This window comes from Streptomyces sp. DS1-CR2 (assembly GCF_055760475.1).
In genome coordinates, this window is the sequence record NZ_CM147085.1 from 3,076,977 (window position 1) to 3,096,212 (window position 19,236).

The 19,236-nt window shown below is 70.2% G+C and carries 19 protein-coding genes; 13 read left to right on the forward strand and 6 right to left on the reverse strand.

Translation table 11 applies throughout. The annotated features are described in order from the left end of the window. Positions 1 to 15: 15 nt before the first annotated feature. The gene (locus ACY0PA_RS15300; RefSeq protein WP_473085145.1) at positions 16 to 387 is read right to left on the reverse strand and encodes a peptidase inhibitor family I36 protein; all 372 of its coding nucleotides are present in this window, start codon (positions 385 to 387) and stop codon (positions 16 to 18) included. A gap of 235 nt (positions 388 to 622) precedes the next feature. Further along, on the reverse strand, positions 623 to 2,233 hold the full coding sequence (locus ACY0PA_RS15305; protein ID WP_473085146.1) for a DHA2 family efflux MFS transporter permease subunit: 1,611 nt from the start codon (positions 2,231 to 2,233) through the stop codon (positions 623 to 625). Positions 2,234 to 2,348: 115 nt separating this feature from the next. On the opposite strand from ACY0PA_RS15305, the gene ACY0PA_RS15310 reads away from it, so the two are divergent. The 7 genes from ACY0PA_RS15310 to ACY0PA_RS15340 all read left to right on the forward strand — a co-directional run bounded on the left by ACY0PA_RS15310 (position 2,349) and on the right by ACY0PA_RS15340 (position 10,070). Further along, the gene (locus ACY0PA_RS15310) at positions 2,349 to 2,993 is read left to right on the forward strand and encodes a TetR family transcriptional regulator (protein WP_473085147.1); all 645 of its coding nucleotides are present in this window, start codon (positions 2,349 to 2,351) and stop codon (positions 2,991 to 2,993) included. A 159-nt stretch (positions 2,994 to 3,152) separates the two neighbouring features. Next, the gene (locus ACY0PA_RS15315) at positions 3,153 to 4,361 is read left to right on the forward strand and encodes an alpha/beta hydrolase (RefSeq protein ID WP_473085148.1); all 1,209 of its coding nucleotides are present in this window, start codon (positions 3,153 to 3,155) and stop codon (positions 4,359 to 4,361) included. Between the two features lie 76 nt (positions 4,362 to 4,437). Then, a complete protein-coding gene (locus ACY0PA_RS15320) occupies positions 4,438 to 5,292 on the forward strand; it encodes a DUF4429 domain-containing protein (protein WP_473085149.1) in 855 nt (284 codons plus the stop codon). Between the two features lie 189 nt (positions 5,293 to 5,481). Next, the gene (locus tag ACY0PA_RS15325; RefSeq protein WP_473085150.1) at positions 5,482 to 6,846 is read left to right on the forward strand and encodes a sensor histidine kinase; all 1,365 of its coding nucleotides are present in this window, start codon (positions 5,482 to 5,484) and stop codon (positions 6,844 to 6,846) included. A gap of 16 nt (positions 6,847 to 6,862) precedes the next feature. Further along, positions 6,863 to 7,540, forward strand: coding sequence for a response regulator (locus tag ACY0PA_RS15330; protein ID WP_384267391.1), 678 nt, complete (start codon positions 6,863 to 6,865; stop codon positions 7,538 to 7,540). Between the two features lie 185 nt (positions 7,541 to 7,725). Continuing rightward, positions 7,726 to 8,856 (forward strand): alpha/beta hydrolase, encoded by a 1,131-nt coding sequence (locus tag ACY0PA_RS15335; RefSeq protein WP_473085151.1) that lies wholly within the window; start codon positions 7,726 to 7,728, stop codon positions 8,854 to 8,856. Then, the gene (locus tag ACY0PA_RS15340) at positions 8,853 to 10,070 is read left to right on the forward strand and encodes an acyltransferase family protein (RefSeq protein ID WP_473085152.1); all 1,218 of its coding nucleotides are present in this window, start codon (positions 8,853 to 8,855) and stop codon (positions 10,068 to 10,070) included. The genes ACY0PA_RS15335 and ACY0PA_RS15340 overlap by 4 nt, the downstream gene beginning before the upstream one ends. A 75-nt stretch (positions 10,071 to 10,145) precedes the next feature. On the opposite strand, the gene ACY0PA_RS15345 is transcribed toward ACY0PA_RS15340, so the two are convergent. Beyond that, positions 10,146 to 11,174, reverse strand: a complete 1,029-nt coding sequence (locus ACY0PA_RS15345) for an aldo/keto reductase (protein WP_473085153.1) — start codon at positions 11,172 to 11,174, stop codon at positions 10,146 to 10,148. A 5-nt stretch (positions 11,175 to 11,179) separates the two neighbouring features. Continuing rightward, complete coding sequence (locus ACY0PA_RS15350) at positions 11,180 to 11,641, reverse strand: MerR family transcriptional regulator (RefSeq protein ID WP_473085154.1); 462 nt, start codon at positions 11,639 to 11,641, stop codon at positions 11,180 to 11,182. 149 nt (positions 11,642 to 11,790) lie between these two features. Here ACY0PA_RS15350 and ACY0PA_RS15355 point away from each other — a divergent pair, with 149 nt between their 5' ends. Beyond that, on the forward strand, positions 11,791 to 12,606 hold the full coding sequence (locus ACY0PA_RS15355; RefSeq protein WP_473085155.1) for a serine hydrolase domain-containing protein: 816 nt from the start codon (positions 11,791 to 11,793) through the stop codon (positions 12,604 to 12,606). Positions 12,607 to 12,662: 56 nt separating this feature from the next. On the opposite strand, the gene ACY0PA_RS15360 is transcribed toward ACY0PA_RS15355, so the two are convergent. After that, positions 12,663 to 13,319 carry a pirin family protein gene (locus tag ACY0PA_RS15360; RefSeq protein ID WP_473086327.1) on the reverse strand — a complete coding sequence of 219 codons (657 nt, stop codon included), beginning with the start codon at positions 13,317 to 13,319 and terminating at the stop codon, positions 12,663 to 12,665. A 95-nt stretch (positions 13,320 to 13,414) separates the two neighbouring features. Here ACY0PA_RS15360 and ACY0PA_RS15365 point away from each other — a divergent pair, with 95 nt between their 5' ends. The 5 genes from ACY0PA_RS15365 (at position 13,415) to ACY0PA_RS15385 (ending at position 18,414) form a co-directional block, all read left to right on the forward strand. After that, entirely contained in the window at positions 13,415 to 14,626 is a 1,212-nt protein-coding gene (locus tag ACY0PA_RS15365; RefSeq protein WP_473085156.1) for a PucR family transcriptional regulator, read from the forward strand. An 89-nt stretch (positions 14,627 to 14,715) separates the two neighbouring features. Further along, entirely contained in the window at positions 14,716 to 15,654 is a 939-nt protein-coding gene (locus ACY0PA_RS15370; protein ID WP_473085157.1) for an ACP S-malonyltransferase, read from the forward strand. 17 nt (positions 15,655 to 15,671) lie between these two features. Then, complete coding sequence (locus ACY0PA_RS15375; RefSeq protein WP_473085158.1) at positions 15,672 to 16,739, forward strand: beta-ketoacyl-ACP synthase 3; 1,068 nt, start codon at positions 15,672 to 15,674, stop codon at positions 16,737 to 16,739. A gap of 71 nt (positions 16,740 to 16,810) precedes the next feature. After that, positions 16,811 to 17,059 (forward strand): acyl carrier protein, encoded by a 249-nt coding sequence (locus tag ACY0PA_RS15380; RefSeq protein WP_100591921.1) that lies wholly within the window; start codon positions 16,811 to 16,813, stop codon positions 17,057 to 17,059. Between the two features lie 83 nt (positions 17,060 to 17,142). Continuing rightward, on the forward strand, positions 17,143 to 18,414 hold the full coding sequence (locus ACY0PA_RS15385; RefSeq protein ID WP_473085159.1) for a beta-ketoacyl-[acyl-carrier-protein] synthase family protein: 1,272 nt from the start codon (positions 17,143 to 17,145) through the stop codon (positions 18,412 to 18,414). A 113-nt stretch (positions 18,415 to 18,527) separates the two neighbouring features. Here ACY0PA_RS15385 and ACY0PA_RS15390 read toward each other — a convergent pair whose 3' ends face one another. Then, complete coding sequence (locus ACY0PA_RS15390; RefSeq protein ID WP_356272725.1) at positions 18,528 to 19,022, reverse strand: DUF3145 domain-containing protein; 495 nt, start codon at positions 19,020 to 19,022, stop codon at positions 18,528 to 18,530. Positions 19,023 to 19,236 lie beyond the last annotated feature (214 nt).

The window sequence follows — 19,236 nt, forward strand, 5'->3', positions numbered from 1 at the left end:
TCGCCTTCTTTCATCTCAGCGCTCCCAGACCTTGAACGCCCGCACCCGGTAAGGGGATTGGGGCGCCCATGTGCCGCTGCCGGGATAGGTCTGGAACTCCCCCGTCTCGGCGCACTCGGCGGACTGGTAGGCCGTGACCGGCCGTCCGGTGCGATTGGCGAGAGCCTGCGCGCTGCCCCCCTCCGGCAGCGCGACGCAGCTCTCGATGTCGATCCCGGACAGCTCGTACGTCTGCCGGTGCCCCTTGAACGCCGGCTTCTCCCACAGGCACAGCTCCCCCGCCGCGCAGTCCCCCAATGTCGGCGGGGCGGCGGCCCCGGCATGGACCGGTGTCAGCAGGACGGCCGCCAGAGCGGCCGCGGCCGTCATCGGCAGCGTCGTACCCATCGCGGCGCGCATCCTCGTACCCATATCGTTCAACCCCCGTGTCGTGCTGGTCACTTGTCTGCACTCTGGACCGGTGGGCGATCAGACGGGAAGAGCTGACGGATCAGATCACTCGGATAAGCGAAATGCCCCCAGGATTTCCCTGAGGGCATTTCGGGGTAGGTGCGGGGGCGCTTCGGGGGTGGTCTACGGGTTTCCCCCGAGGGGGCCCGATGAGCGCATCCCCTGAGAGGCGCTAGATGTGTGCCGCCCCCGCGCCCGCCTCAGCGTTCGTTCCCCGCTTGGTCAGGAGCGCGACGAAGATCGCCACGACGGCGACGCCCGCGGCGACCAGGCAGGCCAGGCTCATGCCGGAGATGAAAGTGTCGTGCGCGACCGAGGTGATCTTCTCGGCAAGCTCGGGCGGGGTGCCCTTCGGGACCGGGCCCACGCCGACCTGGACCGCCTCGGACGCCTGGTCCAGCTGGGCGGACGTGAGCAGCGGAAGCTTGGCGTCGGTCCAGTTGCCCGCGAGGTCGTTGTCCACCTTCGAGGCCATCACGGCGCCGAGCACGGCGGTGCCGAGGCTTCCTCCGATCTGCATGGCGGCCTGCTGGAGGCCACCCGCGACGCCGGAGAGCTCCATCGGGGCGTTGCCCACGATGACCTCGGTGGCGCCCACCATGACGGGAGCGAGGCCCAGACCGAGGAGGGCGAACCACAGCGACATGGCGCCGCTGCCCGTGCTCGACTCCAGCGTGGACATGCCGTACATGGCGACGGCGGTGAGCAGCATGCCGCCCGCGAGCGGGATGCGCGGACCCACCTTCGTGATCATCGCGCCCGCCAGCGGCGAGCCCACGATCATCATTCCGGTCAGCGGCAGGAGGTGCAGACCGGAGTCGACGGGGCTCATGCCGTGCACGTTCTGCAGGTAGAAGGTGACGAAGAAGAGGCCGCCCATGAAGGCGATGGCCATGAGCACCATCAGGACCACACCGGCCGACAACGGCACCGACCGGAACAGGGCCAGCGGGATCAGCGGCTCCTTGACGCGCGTCTCCCAGATCGCGAAGAGCGCGAAGCACAGCACGGAGGCCGCCAGGAACGTCCAGGTCAGGCCGTCGCCCCAGCCCCACGCCGGAGCCTTGATGAGCGCCCAGACCAGGCTGAACATCGCGGCGGAGAGCAGCACGATGCCGAGGACGTCGAAGGATCGCGGCGCGTTCTCTGCGCGGTGGTCCTTGAGGATCAGGAGCCCGAGAACGAGCGCGATGATGCCGACGGGGACGTTGATGAAGAAGACGGACTGCCAGCTGACGTGCTGGACGAGCAGCCCACCGAGGATCGGGCCGCCCGCCGTCGAGGCGCCGATCACCATGCCCCAGATGCCGATCGCCATGTTCAGCTTCTCGGCGGGGAAGGTGGCCCGCAGGAGGCCGAGCGCGGCCGGCATGAGGAGCGCGCCGAACAGGCCCTGGAACACCCGGAAGGTAACGACCAGAGCGATGCTGTCCGACAGGCCGATGGCCCCCGAGGCCGCAGCGAACCCGATCACGCCGATGAGGAAGGTCTGCCGGTGACCGAAACGGTCGCCGAGCTTGCCCGCGGTGATCAACGTGACCGCGAGGGCGAGGAAGTAGCCGTTGGTGATCCATTGGACGTCGGCGAAGCTCGCGCCGAGGTCCTTCTGGATGGCCGGGTTGGCGATGGCCACGATGGTGCCGTCGAGGGCGACCATCATCACGCCGATCGCGACGGAGAACAGCGTCAGCCAGGGGTGGCCGCGAAGCCCCTTGGCCGGGGCCGGAACGGACACGGGCTCCGGAGCCTTGTCCGCCTTGTCGACGGTGGTCTGACTAGTCATGCGTTCGAGGCTAATGACAGCCGCTGACAGTTGACAAACCAATTCACAAGTCGGTAACTGTCATGTCGCTCACAGGTAAGCTGAGCTGCGCAAACAGGCGAAAAAAGGGGCGCGAGTGAAGACGCAGGAAGCGCGTTCAGGGCTGCGGGAACGCAAGAAGCAGCGCACCCGCGACGCCCTGCTGCGCTCCGCGCTGGAACTCTTCACCACAAAGGGGTACGACCGCACGACGGTTGACGAAATCGCGGAGGCCGTCGACGTCTCGCAGCGCACGTTCTTCCGGTACTTCACCAGCAAGGAGGAGACCGCGTTCGCGGTCCAGGACATGGTGGAGTCCCGCTTCATCACCCTCCTGCGCGAACGCCCCGCGGGCGACAGCCCGTTCGAGGCCCTGCGTGGTGCCGTGCTCGACGCCTGGGACACCCTCGGCGAGCCCATCGAGGAGGTCGTTCCGGTCGAACTCCACATGCGCACCTACCAGATGATCGAATCCACCCCCTCCCTGATCGCCGTCCACCTGCGTCGCTCCACTGAGCTGGAGGAGGAGATCGCACGCGTGATCGCCGAGCGCGAGGGCCTCGACGTGGAGGCGGATCTGCGCCCCCGCGTGACGGTGGCCGCGTTCAGCGGCGTGATGCGCATGGCCGGGCGGCTGTGGGGCGCCGGCGAGGACATCAGCGTCGAGTCGATCCGCGAGGTCACGGAGTCCTATCTCGACCAACTGGGGCCGGTGTTGGCGGGCAAGTGGCGCGCAGAGTGACCGACCGTGCACTCCCGCGCGCGTGGCGCGCAATCGGCACCTACGGACTGTGACGACACACCTAAGCTAGGCCCGGTTTGCCCTAATTACCCCGCCAGAAACGTGATCTGCCTCACCGATTTCGCGGGTTGGTCCGCGGTTCTCCTAGGGTGTCCCGCAGTGACTTCCTTCGACTCATCCCCGCAACTCAGCGTCTGGCGCGCACTGCTCGCACTGGCCGTCGTGTTCGTCATGCTGGCGACCACCGGCTGGACCGCCGTGCGCCACAAGGGCGTCACCTCGCCACTCAACACCGCCGTCACGGCGTGGGAGCACGGCCACCTCAACGGGCGCGCTCTGCCGAACCCGGACGGCTCGCCCGCCCGCATCGCGCAGTTCTTCGCCTCACTCACCAGCCAGCAGCGCACCCGGCTCGCCGCTCACTACCCGCTCGCCGTCGGCAATATGAACGGCGCGCCGGTGGAGCTGCGCTACCGCGCCAACCGCATCGCCCTCGACCAGGCACGCAAAGTGGCGCGGAAGAGCACGCACGACAACCGGCTCTCCGCCGCGGGACAGCACGACGCCGGCCAGCGCATGAACCGGTACGCGTCGCTGATGCGCCCCGACCGCAAGATCCTCGCCTTCGACCCCCTGGGCACCGGCCGCGTCGCCGAGGTCTTCGGGGACCTCGACAAGGCCCAGCGCGTCTCGGTCGTGGTCCCCGGCGTCGACACCAACCTCCTCACGTTCCAACGGACCGTCCGCCAGTACTCGGCGCCGGTCGGCATGGCCCGCTCCCTGTACCGCGCCGAGCGCGCCGCGGGACCCGGCACACGCACCGCCGTGATCGCCTGGGCCGACTACACGACGCCCGCGGGCCTCGGCGTCGACGCGGCCACCGCGATGCGCGCGGAAGAGGGCGCCACCCGGCTCAACGCCCTGGTACGCGCACTGCCGGGCCGCACTCCGGTGGCCCTGTACTGCCACAGTTACGGCTCCGTGGTGTGCGGTGTCGCCGCCCACAAGCTGCCCTCCCGGGTGAGCGACATAGCGGTGGCCGGCAGCCCCGGAATGCGTGCCCAGAAGGCCGCGAAACTGGGCACCCACGCGCGCGTGTGGGCGATGCGGGACAGCGACGACTGGATCCAGGACGTGCCGTACCTGGAGGTCGGCGGGATCGGTCACGGCGCCGACCCCGTCTCCCGTGGATTCGGCGCCCGGGTCCTGTCGGCAGCGGGCGCGCGCGGGCACACCGGCTATTTCGAGCCGGGTACGGAGAGCCTCAGCAACTTCGCCGACATCGGCATCGGTTCGTACCGCACCCTGCGATGTGCGAGCGGGCATGACACCTGTCGTGACGGATCTTCCGGCACAACATCGGCCTGACGCGCGTAGAAATCGGTGAAACAGGGGCACGACGCAACAGGGGACGGAGGCGCGCGTGCCGCATACGATGAGCCGCATGGGTGACGTACTGGCCGGATTTCATGCCGCCTGGGAGTTCGGGTCGGACTCCGTGCTCATCCGCTTCGAACGGGGAATCCGCACGCCGAAGCTGCTCCAGGCACTCGGTGAGCGCCGCATCCCCTATGAGGCGATCGCGGCGGTGACACTCACTCCCGGCAAGCGCGGGACCGTCATCCTGCGCGCCGTGCCGAGACCGGGCGCCGATCCGCTGATGGACGCGGCCGCGGGACAGCTCAAGGAGGGGTGCGACCCCTACCGGCTCGTCCTGCCCGCCGAGCGCGAGACACTCGCCGAGTACTACGCGGACGAGCTGCGCGACGTGCTGGCCCTGGACGACGGCGCACCGGCGGGCCACTACCTGGTGGCGGCGCCCGAGGCGCCACTGCACTTCAAGGCCTACGACGGCAAGGCGTCTTTCGACGGTAAGTCCGTGGCGTTCCGATGGTTCTGGACCGGGGCGTCGTCCGCGAAGTGGAAGGCCGGCGACAAGAGCTTTCCCGTCTCGGATCTGAGCGGCGTCGAATGGCGTTCGCCCGAGGTCTTCGAGGGCCACCTGCGGCTGTTGCGCCGCGACGCGTCCGAGCAGCCCGCTCAGGCCGACCAGGACCCGGCCGCTGTGATCTTCGGTCTCGGGTACGGGCCCGTGCACGAGTCACTGCCCTTCGCCGCGTCCATCCTCGCGGCCGTAAGGGCCGGCTCGGCCGTGCCCGCGTCCGGCGTCTCCCCTGCCCGGCGTGACCCCGCGGACATCGCCGACCGCATCCGTCACCTGGGCGAGCTGCACCAAGCGGGCCTCGTCACGGACGCCGAGTTCTCCACGAAGAAGGCCGAGCTGCTGGCTGAGTTGTAGGGCGCCCCCGGAGTGCGAGCCCGGCATGGGGGCGAGCGACGCCGGCACGGGGTGCGGCTCCAGCGCACGTGACTTCGTCGAGGTTCGGCGTCCGCCGGTCGGCCCCTCATGTCATACCTGGGTACGGGGTCCGGTGAGCTCCTCGGTATGACGGCACCGCGGGTGTTTGTTGCCTACGCTGAGCAGGCCATGAGCCCCACATCGACTGCACCTGACCATGAGCCCCGCCCGCCGGACGGCAAGGCCGCACCGCCGGGGGGCCCGCGCCGCGTGCTCGCCGCCGTCCTCGGCGGGCTGCGGGCGGCCGGGGCCTCGCTCGCCGCTCCCGCCGGACCGGCCGAGCCTCTGCTCGGCCGGTCGTCGAGCCGCTGGGTGCAGCTGGTCCCCTATGTGCTCGCGCTGGGCTTCGTCGCCACACTGATCCCGGTCACCACCCAGGTCCTGTCGAACGACTACGGGTTCCCCGGCGGTCTCGCCGGCGCCCTGGGGGTCGCACAGGCCGCTCCTTTGCTGCTCGCCGTCAGCCGGCCGCTGCTCGCGTGGGGCATCGTGATCGTCGCGGACATCGTCGGGGCGATGGTCATCCAGGGATCGGCCTCCCAGCACGCCGCGCCCTGGACCCCCATGGTCATCGTGGGATATCTGGCCCTGTGCTTCGTGCTGTCGCTGCGAGAGGGCAGACGCACCGTCCTGGGGGTCTGGCTGGTCACGGTGGTGTCCGGACTCGTCCTCGACATGTTCCGCCCCTCGGGCAGCCAGGCCACGAGCGTGCTGATGATCGTGCTCAGCGGCGGGGTGCTGCTGCTCGGGACGCTGCTGCGCGAGCGGGGGGAAGCACAGCGCAGACTCGTCGAGCAGGAGACGATCAACGAGGCCGAGCGTTCCCAGCGCACCCTTCTTGAGGAACGGGCGCGTATCGCACGGGAGTTGCACGACGTCGTGGCTCATCACATGTCGGTCATCACGGTGCAGGCGGACTCCGCGCCGTACCGGCTCCAGGGCCTGACCCCCGAGGCGTGCGAGGAGTTCGGTTCGATAGCGGCGGGCGCCAGGGAGTCGCTCGGTGAGATGCGGCGGCTTCTCGCGGTGCTGCGCAGCGAGGACGCCCCGGGCGGCGAGCGCGCGCCTCAGCCGGGTCTCGGCCGACTTCAGCAACTGGTGGAGGCCACGGTACGCGGCGGTGTGCCGGCGGAGCTGTCGATGCCCGAGCTGACGCTCGTCGGGGAGCTGACCGATGTGCCGCCCGCGGTGGACCTCTCCGCGTACCGCATCGTGCAGGAGGCCCTGGCCAATGTCGTGCGGCATGCTCCCGGTGCCCGGACTCAGATCTCCGTCTCCAAGGTCGAGGACGCCCTGCTGGTGATCGTGGTCAACGGCCCGGCGGGCGAGCACGCTTCACCCGTGGAGACGACCGGCACAGGACACGGTCTCATCGGGATGCACGAGCGCGTACGGTTGGTCGGCGGCACACTCGACGTGGGCCCACTGCCCGGGGGAGGCTTCCGCGTCGCGGCCCGACTCCCGCTCACCGAGCCCGGCTCCCCCTCGTCGTAAAGGAATTCGGCACCGCATGACCATCCGCGTGATCATCGTCGACGACCAGGCCATGGTGCGAGCGGGGTTCGCCGCGCTGCTGGCCGCGCAGAGCGACATCGACGTCGTGGGCGAGGCTCCGGACGGCAAGCAGGGTGTCGAGGTCAGCCGGACCACCCATCCGGATGTCGTCCTCATGGACGTGCGGATGCCCGAGATGGACGGGATCGCGGCGACCCGTGCGCTCCTCGACCCTCCGCCGGGCGTGATCCACCGTCCCAAGGTCCTGATGCTGACCACGTTCGACGTGGATGACTATGTGTACGAGGCGCTGCGCGCGGGCGCTTCGGGTTTCCTCCTCAAGGACGCACCGCCGGCCGACCTCATCACGGCGGTGCGTGTGGTGGCCGCCGGAGAGGCGCTGCTCGCCCCGACGGTCACGCGCCGGCTCATCGAGGACATCGCGAGGCAGCGCCCGTCCGGTCGCAGGGACCGCTCGCCGGAGTTGAACTGTCTGACGCCACGCGAGACAGAGGTCCTCGAACTCATCGCCCGGGGCCTGTCCAACCAGGAGATCGCGCAGAAGCTGGTGCTCGCGGAGCAGACCGTGAAAACCCATATTGGCCGTGTGCTCGCGAAGTTGGGGCTGCGGGACCGGGCGCAGGCCGTGATTTTCGCCTACGAGACCGGCCTCGTCACGCCCGGCGACCAGTAGGCCCAGGCTCGGTATCACGCGTCGCGCCCAGGTCAGCGCGGGTCTTCCCGGCGCACCCCCTACCTGAGTAGCACCTCCGAATACCCGGGTATCACCCGAGAGTTGGCTCCCCGGTGTGACGTGGAGCCGAGCGTCGTCTTCCTACCTTCCCCTCGTCACGCCACCGGACAGAGGGGAGACAGGCGATGCGCCTGCGCTCATGGAAGCAACGCGGCCGTAGGACACTGGCCGCCGCCGCGCTCACGACGACTGTCGTGGCGGGCACGACGGGCTGGGCCGTCGGCAGCGAGCAGAGCCCTCTCACGGGTCCGCCGCCCGGCGCGGCATCCTGGCGTGCGGATCATGCCCTCGGCGTCGGGCTGCCCGATCCGGCGACCGCAAGGCCGGCCCAGGTGGCGGCGTTCTTCCGCGGGTTGGACGACGCCGAGCGGCGGGATCTGGTCGCGCGGCATCCGACCGTGGTCGGCAACCTGGACGGCGTTCCTGCGGATCTTCGCTACGAGGCCAACACCCGTGCGTTGAAAGCCGAGCGTGACCGGGCCCGGGCGCGCGCGATGGACCCTTCGCTCACATCCCAGGACCACACGCAGGTCCGCTTCCTCGCCACCCGATACGCCGAACTCCTGAAGTCCGGGCGGCAGATACTGGCCTTCGACCCGCGAGGCCGCGGCCAGGTGGCCGAGGTATTCGGGGACTTGGCGGGCGCCGAGCATGTGTCCGTCGTCGTGCCCGGCTCGGACATCGACCTGAGCTCGTTCGACCGGGCCAAGGATCCGTACGGCACCCCTGCGGGGATGGCCCGCTCGCTGTACAAGGCCTCGGGCGGCCGCACGGCGGTCGTGGCGTGGGTGGGATACACGACGCCTGTCGGCCTGGGGCCGGACGCCGCCACCGGCCGGCTCGCCGAGGCGGGCGCACCGAGACTGACCCGCTTCGTCCAGGGCCTGACGGCGTCGGGCGCGCCGCGTCCCTCCGTTTTCTGCCACAGCTACGGATCGGTGGTGTGCGGACTCTCCGCCGCCCGGCTGCCCGCGTCCGACCTCGTGGTGCTCGGCTCCCCGGGCCTGCGCGCGGACAAGGTGGCCGAACTGCGCACCAAGGCCCGGGTCTGGGCCGCGCGCGACGACAGCGACTGGATCGGCCGCGTGCCGAACGTCGAGTTGTTCGGCCTGGGCCACGGCACCGACCCGACCGACCCCTCCTTCGGCGCCCGCCGCATCCCGGCCCACGACGCCGAGGGCCACACCGGCTACTTCGCGCCCGGCACGGACTCGCTGCGCGCTTTCACCCGTATCGCGACTGGAGCGACGTCATGAGTATCGCGACTCTGCGCAGGACCGCGTCCGCCATCGACGCGAAGACACCGGCCCACCGGGACCGGGCGATAGACGGACTGCGCGCACTCGCGCTGCTCGCCGTGCCCATGGGCCACTGGCTCCTTGGCGGTTTCTCCCTCGACGGCCAGGGCGCGCTGCACAACACGAGCCCGCTGTCCTCCTTCGGATTCCTCGCCCCGATCAGTTGGGTGCTGCAGATGCTCGGCATCTTCTTCCTGGTGGGGGGCTACGCATCCGTGCTGTCGTACCGGCGGACACTGGAGGCGGGCGGGTCGACGAGCGCCTGGCTGCGCGGACGGCTGGCACGTCTGGGCCGCCCGGTCCTCGGGGTGACGGCGGTATGCGCCGCACTGATCCCCGCGTTGTACGCGCTCGGGGTGCCGGAGAAGACCCTGCACACGGGCTCGACGCTGGTGATACAGCCGCTGTGGTTCGTGGGCGTCTACACGGTGATCACCGCGCTCACGCCGTACTGCGTACGCGCCGCCCGGAAGCTGGGGGCGTGGGCGGCGGCACCGCTGCTCGGGTTCGTAGCCGTGATCGACTTCCTGCGCTACGGGCCGTATGCGGATGCCATGCCGTCCTGGCTGAGCCTGCTCAACCTGCTCCCCGGCTGGATGTTCGCCTACCAACTGGGCGTCTGCTGGAGCGAGAAGAGGATCGGAAGGCGTGGTGCGTGGGCGCTGCTGATCGGCGGCGCCGCCCTGTTCGCGACGCTGCTCCTCGCGTTCCACTACCCGGAGTCGATGGTGGGCGTGCCGGGCGAGGCGCGGACGAACTCCCATCCGCCGTCGTTGCTGGTGCTCGCGCTTGCGGCCGCGCAGTGCGGTGCTGCGATGCTCCTGCGGGACCGGATCGGCCGGCTGCTGCGACGGCCCGCACTGTGGGCGCCGGTCGTCGTCATCAACCTCTCGGCGATGACGATCCTTTGCTGGCACCAGACGGCGCTGCTGACAGCGGCGATACCGGGTTCCTTCGGCGGTGCGATACCCGGCCTGACGACAAGTCCGGACTCGCTGGGCTGGATAGCGGCGAGGATCGCGTGGCTTCCGGTCTTCGCCGGGCTGCTCGTGCTGATCGGCAGGTACACGCGGGGCTTCGAGGCTCCCTGGAAGCGGGCGACGCATGCGCGGCGGGCGCTGGCCGGGCTGCTGGCCGCGGGGTTCGCGGTGTTCGCGCTGGGGCTCGCGTGAGGTGCCGGCCGGCCGCCACCGGGGCAGGAGATGCCTCACGGCGGCGGACCGGGCTGGTGTGGTGGCACCGGGGTGTTACTCGCGCCCCGCCGAGGTGAAGGTCATGTCGGCGTAGCGGTCGCCCGCGACCTGGGAGGCGATGGGGGCGATCTGGGCGAGTTCGGCGTCGGTGAGGGTGATGCGGGTGGCCGCGGCGTTCTCCTCGATGCGGCTGCGCTTGCGGGTGCCGGGGATCGGGACGACGGGGAGTCCGAAGGCCCCCGACTGCTGCTGCACCCAGGCCAGGGCGATCTGGCCGAGGGAGGCGCCATGGGCCTCGGCGACCTGGCGCACCGGCTCGAGCAGGGCCGCGTTGGCGGCGGCGTTGTCGCCGGTGAAGCGGGGCTGCTGGCGGCGGAAGTCGTCCGCGCCGAGCTCCTTGTCGGCGCTGACGAAGGAGCCGGTGAGGAAGCCGCGCCCGAGCGGCGAGTACGGCACGAGGGCCACACCCAGTTCGGCGGCGGTCGGCACGACCTCCTTCTCGATGTCGCGGCTGAACAGCGACCACTCGGACTGGAGGGCGGCGATCGGGTGCACGGCCTGGGCGGCGCGCAGTTCGCCGCCGGTGACCTCGCTGAGGCCGAGGTGCTTGACCTTGCCGGCGGCGACGAGTTCGGCCATCACGCCGACGGTCTCCTCGATCGGCACGTTCACGTCGCGACGGTGCATGTAGTAGAGGTCGATCGTGTCGACGCCGAGACGCTGGAGGCTGGCGTCGATGCAGGCGCGGATGTACTCGGGATCGTTGTTGATGACGCGCTTCGTGGGGTCGCTCGGGTCCACGCCCAGGGCGAACTTGGTGGCCAGCACCACCTCGTCACGGTGCGCCTTGAGGAAGGGAGCAAGGAACTTCTCGTTCTCGCCGGCGGCATAGGCGTCGGCGGTGTCGTACAAGGTGACGCCGAGTTCCAGGCCCCGCTCCAGGGTGGCCCGCGCCTCGTCGGCGTCCGTCGGACCGTAGGCCCAGCTCATGCCCATGCAGCCGAGGCCCTGCACGCCCACCAAGGGCCCGTTGTTTCCCAACTCCACAGTGGAAATCCGCTGCGGCTGCTCCGTGTTGCTCATTCGGTTCAGGCCCTCTCCGACGCCCGCCGGGCGCCCGCATAGAAGTCAATCTTGAGGTCGAGTACGGACAAGGTGTCCTGGAGTTCGGCGATCCGGGACAGCACGTCCCTGCGCGTCGATTCGAGGAGCTCGCGGCGCTCTTCGAAGGTGTCCTCACCGACCCGCACGAGTTCGGCGTAGCGCACCATGTGTGCCACCGGCATCCCGGTCAGCCGCAGCTTGCCCACGAAGGTGAGCCAGTCGAGGTCCCGGTTGCTGTAGCGGCGCTGGCCCGTGTGCGAGCGGTCGATGTGGGGCATGAGCCCGATCCGCTCGTACCAGCGCAGCGTGTGGGCGGTCAGTCCGGTGAAGGCCACGACCTCGCTGATCGTGTAGTGGTCCTGGCCCTCCGGGCGCGGGTGAGCGGTGGGGGCCGATGCGCAGGCGTCGGCCTTTCTGGGTGCGGGGGTGGTCTCCATCACCGTCATACCCCCCACGCTAGAACGTTGAAGTGCACTCCAAGCAAGCACATTGGGGAGGAATTCCGGACGGCGTCCGTCGACGCGACTCGGCCCGCGCGACGGCCCGGCCCGGCTCGTGGGCGTAGGAGGGTGTCCTCGCGGGGCCCGTTAGGCTCGTGGCCATGCAGAGCCTTGCGATGATCGAGAACTGGCCGGTACCGACCGCCGCCGCAGCCGTCGTCCGCGCGGACGGCACGGTCCTCGGGGCGCACGGTCCGACGGCCCACCGTTTCCCGCTGGCCTCGGTCACCAAGCCGCTCGCCGCCTACGCCGCCCTCGTCGCCTACGAAGAGGGCGCGATCGAGTTCGACGACCCGGCCGGCCCCGAGGGTTCCACGGTGCGCCACCTCCTCGCGCACACCTCCGGGCTCGCCTTCGACGAGCACCGGGCGACGTCGGCGCCCGGTACACGGCGGCTGTACTCGAATGCGGGGTTCGAGGTGCTCGGCGACCACATCGCGAAGGCGACGGAGATCCCGTTCGCGGAGTATCTGCACCAGGCGGTATGCGAGCCGCTCGGGATGACCTCGACCTCGCTGGAGGGCTCGCCCGCCAAGGACGGGGTGTCGACCGTGGACGACCTGGCGCGGTTCGCCGCCGAGGTGCAGGCTCCCCGGCTGCTCGATCCGCGGACCGTCGCCGAGGCGATGACCGTTCAGTATCCGGGCCTCAAGGGCGTGCTGCCGGGGTACGGGCACCAGAACCCGAACGACTGGGGGCTCGGGTTCGAGATCAGGGACTCCAAGTCGCCGCACTGGACGGGCAGTTCGTCGTCGCCGCGGACGTTCGGCCACTTCGGACAGTCGGGCACTTTCCTGTGGGTCGACCCCGACGCGGGTGTCGCGTGTGTGGCGCTGACCGATCGGGCCTTCGGGCCGTGGGCGGCCGAGGTGTGGCCCCCCTTCACGGACGCGGTGCTCGCCGAAGTGTGACGGGTCGGTCTTGAGCGGTTACGTGTGAGGGCGCGCGGCCGTTCGCAAGGGAGGCCTCAGCGGGCGGTCATCTCCCACAGCAGCAGTTCCGCGGGTCCTGACGCCACGGCTTCGAGGCCGGATTCCCCGGCGATCCTGACCGAGTCGCCCGCACCCAACTCCTCACCGCCGAGCACCACTTCACCGCGGACGACATGAACGTACACCTGGGCCGCGTCCGGGACGGCGGCGCGCTCTCCCGGTCCGAGGCGGCGCACATGCAGGAGGGAGCCGGCCTCGGGCACGTCGTAGGGCGTGGAGTCGGCGATGCCGTGCACGACCTCGTAGACCGGGTCGCCGCCCGGTGCCACAGGAGCGAGCCACATCTGGACGAAGACGAGCGGGTCGGGGCCGTCATTGCGCTCGACATGACGCACTCCGCCGCCCGCGCTGAGGCGCTGCACATCGCCCGGGGCGACCACGGACTCGTGTCCCGTCGAATCGCGGTGGGTGAGCCGGCCCGAGACGACCCAGGTGACGATCTCGGTGTGGCTGTGCGGATGCTCGTCGAAGCCCGCGCCCGGCGCGAGGCGTTCCTCGTTGCAGGCCAGGATCGATCCGAAGCGCAGGTTGTCGGGGTCGTAGTGGGGCCCGAAGGAGAAGGCGTGGAACGACTCGATTCCGGCGTCCGGCTCGCCGCCGGGGTACCGGTCGCCGGAGCGACGTACTTCCATCACGCCGTACACGGTAGACCCGGACGGGGACGCCCACGCGGCCACCTTGCACCCTCCACTCCGTTGAGCCGTCCCGATAAGGCAGTCTTGTCCCCGTGCCCGAACCCTCAGCGAACGCCCCGGACCATCGCGACCGCCGCGCGAACCCCCACCCGCACTCCGCGACCCTGAAGCGCCTGGAGAAGTCGTCCGGGAGCCTCGCCGCGCAGGCCATTACGCGCATGGACGAGACGCTGCCGTGGTACCGGGCGATGCCACCGGAGAACCGCTCCTGGATCGGGCTGGTCGCGCAGGCAGGTATCGCGGCCTTCACCGAGTGGTTCCGGCACCCGGACGCCCCCCAGGCGATCTCGACCGACGTCTTCGGCACCGCGCCTCGAGAGCTGACCCGGGCCATCACGCTGCGCCAGACCGTGGAGATGGTCCGCACGACCATCGAGGTCATGGAGTCCGCGATCGACGAGGTCGCGGCGCCCGGCGACGAGTCGATCCTGCGTGAGGCACTGCTCGTCTACGCACGGGAGATCGCCTTCGCGACCGCCCAGGTCTACGCGCAGGCGGCCGAGGCGCGCGGTGCGTGGGACGCCCGACTCGAGTCCCTGGTGGTCAACGCGGTTCTCTCGGGCGAGGCCGACGAGGGTGCGGTCAGCAGGGCCGCGGCGCTCGGGTGGAACTCGCCGGAGCACGTGTGCGTGGTGCTCGGCACCGCCCCCGACGGGGACAGCGAGCTGACCGTCGAGGCGATCCGCCGGGCCGCCCGGCACGCCAAGCTCCAGGTCCTGACCGGGGTACTCGGCGACCGCCTCGTCGTCATCGCCGGCGGCAACAACAATCCACTCCAGGTCGCGAAGTCGCTGATCGGCCCGTACGCGGCGGGTCCCGTGGTGGCCGGCCCCGTGGTTCCCGACCTGCTCGCCGCGACCAGGTCGGCGCAGGCCGCGGCCGCCGGACTCAAGGCGTGCGGGGCGTGGCAGGACGCTCCGCGCCCCGTTCTGGCGGATGATCTCCTTCCGGAGCGGGCGATCGCGAGCGACCCTGCCGCGCGCGAGCAGTTGGTGGAGGAGATCTACAGACCACTCGAGGAGGCCGGTTCGGCTCTCCTGGAGACGCTCAGCGTCTATCTGGAACAGGCGAGCAGTCTCGAAGGGGCCGCCCGGATGCTCTTCGTCCACCCGAACACCGTCCGCTACCGGCTCCGACGTGTGACAGACGTCACCGGCTGGTCACCCTCCGATGTCAGGTCGGCGTTCACGCTGCGGATCGCGCTGATCCTGGGGCGCCTGGCCGACGCGGATCCTCAGTCATAGCCCTTTGTCGGGGGTCTACAATTCCCCCTTCGGTTCTTCGTCCCTGTCCCCACGGGCGGCCGTGGCCGTCCACAAGAGAGAGTGTGAGAGTGCTCGTACTCGTCGCTCCCGGCCAAGGCGCTCAGACGCCCGGCTTCCTGACTCCCTGGCTAGACCTCCCCGGTGCCGCAGACCGCGTCGCAGCGTGGTCGGACGCCATCGGGCTCGACCTTGCCCACTACGGCACGCAGGCCGACGCGGACGCGATCCGTGACACGGCCGTCGCTCAGCCTCTGCTCGTCGCGGCCGGACTCCTGTCGGCCGCTGCACTTGGCGACCTCGCTCCTGACGCCGTCGCGGGCCACAGCGTCGGCGAGATCACCGCGGCGGCCTTCGCCGGGGTTCTCGACGACAGCGCCGCCCTCCAGCTCGTGCGCAAGCGCGGCCTGGCCATGGCCGAGGCGGCCGCCGTGACCAAGACCGGTATGTCCGCCCTGCTCGGCGGCGACCCGGAGATCACCGTCGCGCACCTGGAGAAGCTGGGTCTGACCCCGGCGAACGTGAACGGCGCCGGCCAGATCGTGGCCGCGGGCACTCTCGAGGAGCTCGCCGCACTTGAGGCCGACAAGCCCGAGGGCGTACGCCGGGTCGTGCCGCTGACGGTGGCCGGCGCGTTCCACACCCGCCACATGGCTCCCGCGGTGACGACGCTGGAAGAGGCCGCCCAGGCCCTCACCCCGGCCGACCCCACGGTCACGTACGTGTCGAACAAGGACGGCCGGACGGTCGCCACCGGCGCCGAGGTCGTCTCGCGTCTTGTCGGCCAGGTGGCCAACCCGGTGCGCTGGGACCTGTGCATGGAGACCTTCAAGAAGCTCGGCGTGACCGCGCTCGTCGAGGTGTGCCCGGGCGGCACCCTCACCGGCCTCGCCAAGCGCGCCCTGCCCGGCGTGCAGACCCTCGCCCTCAAGACCCCCGACGACCTCGACGCAGCCCGCGCCCTGATCGCCGAGCACACCTCCGCCGCGGCGGAGCCGCAGACGGCCTGACAAGGAGCCCCGAGAGCATGTCGAAGATCAAGCCCAGTCAGGGCGCCCCGTACGCGCGCATCATGGGCGTCGGCGGTTACCGGCCGACGCGGGTCGTGCCGAACGAGGTGATCCTCGAGAAGATCGACTCGTCCGACGAGTGGATCCGCTCCCGTTCGGGCATCGCGACGCGCCACTGGGCCTCCGACGCGGAGACCGTGGCCGCGATGTCGATCGAGGCTTCCGGCAAGGCCATCGCGGACGCCGGGATCAGCGCGGAGCAGATCGGCGCCGTGGTCGTGTCGACCGTGTCGCACTTCAAGCAGACCCCGGCCATCGCGACCGAGATCGCGGACAAGCTCGGCACCGCCAAGGCTGCCGCGTTCGACATCTCCGCCGGGTGCGCGGGCTTCGGCTACGGCCTGACCCTCGCCAAGGGCATGATCGTCGAGGGCAGCGCCGAGTACGTGCTGGTGATCGGCGTGGAGCGGCTGAGCGACCTGACCGACCTGGAGGACCGCGCGACGGCCTTCCTGTTCGGTGACGGCGCCGGCGCCGTCGTCGTGGGCCCCTCGCAGGAGCCGCACATCGGTCCCACCGTCTGGGGTTCCGAGGGCGACAAGTCCGAGACGATCAAGCAGACGGTGCCGTGGGACGAGTTCCTCCCCCACTCTCGGCTTCGCTCGAGCGGGGGGACCCCCACCGGCGATGTGTCGAAGCTGCCGCTCGACAGCAAGGGCGACATCAAGTTCCCTGCGATCACGCAGGAGGGCCAGGCGGTGTTCCGCTGGGCCGTGTTCGAGATGGCGAAGGTTGCCCAGCAGGCGCTGGACGCGGCCGGGATCAGCGCGGACGACCTGGACGTCTTCATTCCGCACCAGGCAAACATGCGGATCATCGACTCGATGGTGAAGACTCTGAAACTGCCGGAGCATGTCACGGTCGCCCGTGACATCGAGACCACCGGCAACACCTCGGCCGCCTCGATTCCGCTCGCGATGGAGCGGCTTCTGGCGACCGGGAAGGCGAAGAGCGGCGACACCGCCCTCGTCATCGGCTTCGGGGCGGGTCTCGTCTACGCCGCCACGGTCGTTACCCTCCCCTAGGCAGACCGTCCCGGATCACTCCGGGCACAAACGCCGCCACACCCTCTGGATACGTAAGAAGGAGCGCCACCATGGCCGCCACTCAGGAAGAGATCGTCGCCGGTCTCGCGGAGATCGTGAACGAGATCGCCGGCATCCCGGTCGAGGACGTCCAGCTGGACAAGTCCTTCACCGACGACCTGGACGTCGACTCGCTGTCCATGGTCGAGGTCGTCGTCGCCGCCGAAGAGCGCTTCGACGTCAAGATCCCGGACGACGACGTCAAGAACCTCAAGACCGTCGGTGACGCCACCGACTACATCGTCAAGCACCAGGCCTGATCAACCGCTCGCCTAGTGCTGCCGCTCCGCCACCCGGCGGTGGCGCCGCTGAATCCCTCGCATCCGTTGGAGAAAGAATTCCTGTGAGCCCGACCAATCGCACCGTGGTCGTCACCGGTATCGGCGCAACCACACCGCTGGGTGGCGACGCGACGTCTACCTGGGAGGGTCTGGTCGCCGGTCGTTCCGGTGTCCGTCCCCTCGAACAGGAGTGGGCCGCCGACCAAGCGGTCCGTATCGCGGCGCAGATCGCCGTGGAACCGGGCGAGGTCATCCCGCGCCCGCAGGCCCGCCGTCTGGACCGCTCGGCGCAGTTCGCGCTGATCGCGGCCAAGGAGGCCTGGGCCGACGCCGGTTACACCGACAAGGCCGGTGAGGACCCCGCCGTCGCCCCCGACCGGCTCGGCGCGGTCATCGCCTCCGGCATCGGCGGCGTGACGACGCTCCTCGACCAGTACGACGTGCTGAAGGAGAAGGGCGTACGCCGCGTCTCCCCGCACACCGTCCCGATGCTCATGCCGAACGGCCCCTCGGCCAACGTCGGCCTGGCCGTGAACGCCCGCGCGGGTGTGCACACCCCGGTCTCCGCCTGCGCGTCCGGCGCCGAGGCCATCGGCTATGCGATCGAGATGATCCGCACGGGCCGTGCGGACGTCGTGGTCGCCGGTGGCACCGAGGCGGCCATCCACCCGCTGCCCATCGCCGCCTTCGGCAACATGATGGCGATGTCCAAGAACAACGACGACCCGCAGGGCGCCTCGCGTCCCTACGACGTCGGCCGGGACGGCTTCGTCCTCGGTGAGGGCGCCGGTGTCCTGATCCTCGAGTCCGCGGAGCACGCCGCCAAGCGCGGTGCCCGCGTCTACGCGGAGGCGGTCGGCCAGGGCATCTCCGCCGACAGCCACGACATCGTCCAGCCGGAGCCGGGCGGCCGCGGCATCTCGCAGGCCCTGCAGAACCTGCTCGACAACACCGACCTGGACCCGGCCGAGATCGTGCACGTGAACGCGCACGCGACCTCGACGCCGGCCGGTGACGTGGCCGAGCTCAAGGCGCTGCGCAAGGTCTTCGGCGACGACACCGACCACATGGCGGTCTCCGCCACCAAGTCGATGACGGGCCACCTCCTCGGCGGCGCCGGCGGTATCGAGTCGGTCGCGTCGGTGCTCGCCCTGTACCACCGGGTGGCTCCGCCGACGATCAACGTCGAGAACCTCGACCCGGAGGCGGAGGCTGCCGCCGACATCGTCCGCGGTGAGGCCCGCAAGCTGCCCGTCGAGGGCCGCATCGCCGCGCTGAACGACTCGTTCGGCTTCGGCGGACACAACGTCGTGCTGGCGTTCCGCTCGGTCTGACCCCCACGTACACGTACGTTGCCGAAGGGGCCCCCACCATCACGGTGGGGGCCCCTTCGGCAACTGCGAACCAACTACCTCTCAGAACGCCTGCAGAAAGCCTGCGGAGCGCCTCACACCACCTGGTGCAGCCACCGCACCGGGGCGCCCTCGCCCGCGTAGCGGAAGGGTTCCAGTTCGTCGTCCCAGGGCTTGCCGAGGAGCTTGGCGAGTTCGGCTTCAAGGTCCGTCTCGCCGCCCTTGGAACGGGTGAGCGCGGCGCGCAGCCGGTCCTCGGGGATGAGGATGTCGCCGTGGATTCCGGTGACGGCGTGGAAGATGCCCAGTTCGGGCGTGGCGCTGTAGCGCTCGCCCTCGGCCGTCGCGCAGGGTTCCGCGGTCACCTCGAAGCGCAGGAGCTGCCAGCCGCGCAGCGCGGACGCCAGTTTGGAGGCGGTGCCCGCCTCACCGCGCCAGGAGAACTCGGATCTCCAGGTGCCCGGCGCCGCCGGCTGCCGGATCCAGTCGAGGTTGATACGCGCGCCGAGCACGCCCGCGACTGCCCATTCGACGTGCGGGCACAGCGCGCGCGGTGCGGAGTGCACGTACAGGACTCCACGTGTCGTCACCGGGACCTCCAGTGTGGGACGAGGTTCGCCTTCCTCGGCGGCCTCGCGCCCGTGCCGAGCAGTTTTCCCCAAAGACCAGTTGAACCAGTTGAACCAGGGGAACCAGGAAAAAAGGGACAGATGTGACGTGATGTAATTTAGCGGAAGCTGTGCTGCGGGGCTTCACCGGGTCGGCCGACCGCCCTGTCGCTGCCGTGACATCAGTGGCCGGGCC